Genomic DNA, 1894 nt, shown 5'->3' with positions numbered 1-1894 from the left:
CCGTCCCGTTCGCACGCCGGGCGGGCGTCAGGCGGCGTCCGCGCCGAGTGCGAACCAGACCACCTTGCCCACCCCGTGCGCCCTGACCCCCCACGCGTCGGCGAGGGACTCGACCAGCACCAGGCCCCGGCCGTGCGTACCGTCGTCGGCGTCCGGTACGCACCGCCGGGGCTCGCGGGCCACGAAGTCCCGCACCTCGACCCGCAGTCCACGGGGTCCGACGGTGGCCGTCAGGACCGCCTCCCGGTCGGTGTGGACCAGCGCGTTGGTGACGAGCTCACTGGTGAGCAGTTCCGCGATCTCGGACTGCTCCGGTCTCCCCCACGGTCTGAGCAGTTCGCGCAGCGCCCTGCGGGACTCGGGCACCGCCCGCAGGTCCGCCCGCCCCAGCCGGCGCCTCAGCTGAGCCGCCGGCGTCTGCGCCGCCGCGCCGTCGGCCGCCACGTTCACGGTCCTCACCGAGGAGGTTCGGACCGTGACGGAATCGCCCCCTCGTACCTGCCTCTCCATGCTCCCCCGCCCGCGTGCCGCTGTCGGTTCCCCCTGCTGCTCGAACACGTTCACGGGAATGTCTGCCCCGTCACCCACGCGGCAGTCATGCCGAACCGTCAACGACCGGTTGTTGGCCGAAGTGCGATGGCCACGCACCTGCGCGGGGCCGTCCTTCCGACCCCCGTGGCGGAAGGACGCCCCCGGCTTCTCGCGGTGGGCGCGCGGTCAGTACAGCTTGTTGACGGCCTTCGTCGTCGTCTTCTTGAAGGCGGCCACCGGGGCGTCGTCGAAGTCGCCCATCTGCCCCCAGCCCACGACGGTCACCGTCCCGCCGTCCCGTCCCACGGACAGCAGATGGACGTCCGTGGCGCCCCAGGACGCGGCGGTGTGCAGACCGTGCACCTGCGCGCCCTCCTCGACCGGCAGCGAGCCGTAGAACCGGCCCTCGGCCTCGATCTCCGGGTCGGACTGCTCGATCCGGTCCGCGCAGGAGCGGATCTCCCTGTTCAGCAGGGCGGCCAGCGCCCTGCCCTTGGCGGCGGAGCCCGTGACGACGGTGACCTGCACGGCACCGGTGTCCAGGTCGGTGCGGAAGAGCCGGTGCCGGTAGTCGTAGGCCGGCACGCCCTCGCCCAGGCAGTGGGCGAGCTCCACCGGGAAGCCGTCGGTGACCGGGCCCGCGGTCCAGTCGGACGACGGGTGCGGCGGCAGTTCGGACGCCGCGAGGAACGCGGGCGCGGTCTTCTTCGGCGCGGCTCCGGCGGGCGCCGTCAGTGCCGTGCCGGCGGCGAGGGCGGCGACGGTGAGGGCGGCCAGGGCGGCGGCTCGGGTGCGCATGGGCATGGGTGTCCCCCGTGAGGAGTGCGGAGTGGAATGCGTGGTGACATGCGGAACGGTGCGCCGGGAGGCGGCCGGACGGTTCGTCCGGCGCCGTCGGGGCGGTGCCAAGAGCATCGGCCGTCCCGGGAGGCGGACGCAAGCGCCGTCGCCGGGTGCACCGGCATGGAACCGTCCCACCCCCTCCGACGTGCAGGTATATGAGGTGCCTGGGATGCCCGGGAGGCCCGCGGGAGACGGTCCCCGGGCCGGGCCGGGCCGGACGAGTGCGGGGTGACGGTGTCGGCACAGGACGACGTGGCGCGGTTCGCGGCGCTGCTGCGCGAGCTGAAGGAGCGTACGGACCGCAGTTACGGCTCGCTGGCCCGCCGCCTGAACATGAACACCTCCACGCTGCACCGCTACTGCGCCGGCGAGGCGGTCCCCGTCGACTTCGCGCCCGTGGAGCGCTTCGCCGCCCTGTGCGGTGCGTCGGGTGAGGAACGCCTGGAACTCCACCGCCGCTGGCTCCGCGCGGTGGCGGCACGGCAACGGCCGCGCCCGGCGGTGGCGGCCGGCGGTGCGG

3 protein-coding genes are annotated in these 1894 nt (G+C 74.3%); 1 reads left to right on the top strand and 2 read right to left on the bottom strand.

Features of this window, described 5'->3' with window-relative positions:
* Positions 1 to 27 precede the first annotated feature (27 nt).
* Together RIM90_RS27260 and RIM90_RS27255 are read right to left on the bottom strand one after the other, a co-directional pair.
* Positions 28 to 459 carry an ATP-binding protein gene (locus RIM90_RS27260; RefSeq protein ID WP_309063408.1) on the bottom strand — a complete coding sequence of 144 codons (432 nt, stop codon included), beginning with the start codon at positions 457 to 459 and terminating at the stop codon, positions 28 to 30.
* Positions 460 to 717: 258 nt separating this feature from the next.
* Complete coding sequence (locus RIM90_RS27255; RefSeq protein ID WP_309063407.1) at positions 718 to 1335, bottom strand: hypothetical protein; 618 nt, start codon at positions 1333 to 1335, stop codon at positions 718 to 720.
* A gap of 273 nt (positions 1336 to 1608) precedes the next feature.
* Between RIM90_RS27255 and RIM90_RS27250 the strand changes: the two genes are divergently transcribed.
* Positions 1609 to 1894, top strand: a 286-nt coding sequence (locus tag RIM90_RS27250; RefSeq protein WP_309063415.1) for a helix-turn-helix transcriptional regulator, incomplete at its 3' end; no start/stop codon positions are given.

It is taken from the genome of Streptomyces sp., assembly GCF_031181555.1.
GTDB lineage: Bacteria > Actinomycetota > Actinomycetes > Streptomycetales > Streptomycetaceae > Streptomyces > Streptomyces fimbriatus.
The sequence above is the reverse complement of the archived record's forward strand: the minus strand, read 5'-3'. Positions and strand labels throughout refer to the sequence as shown.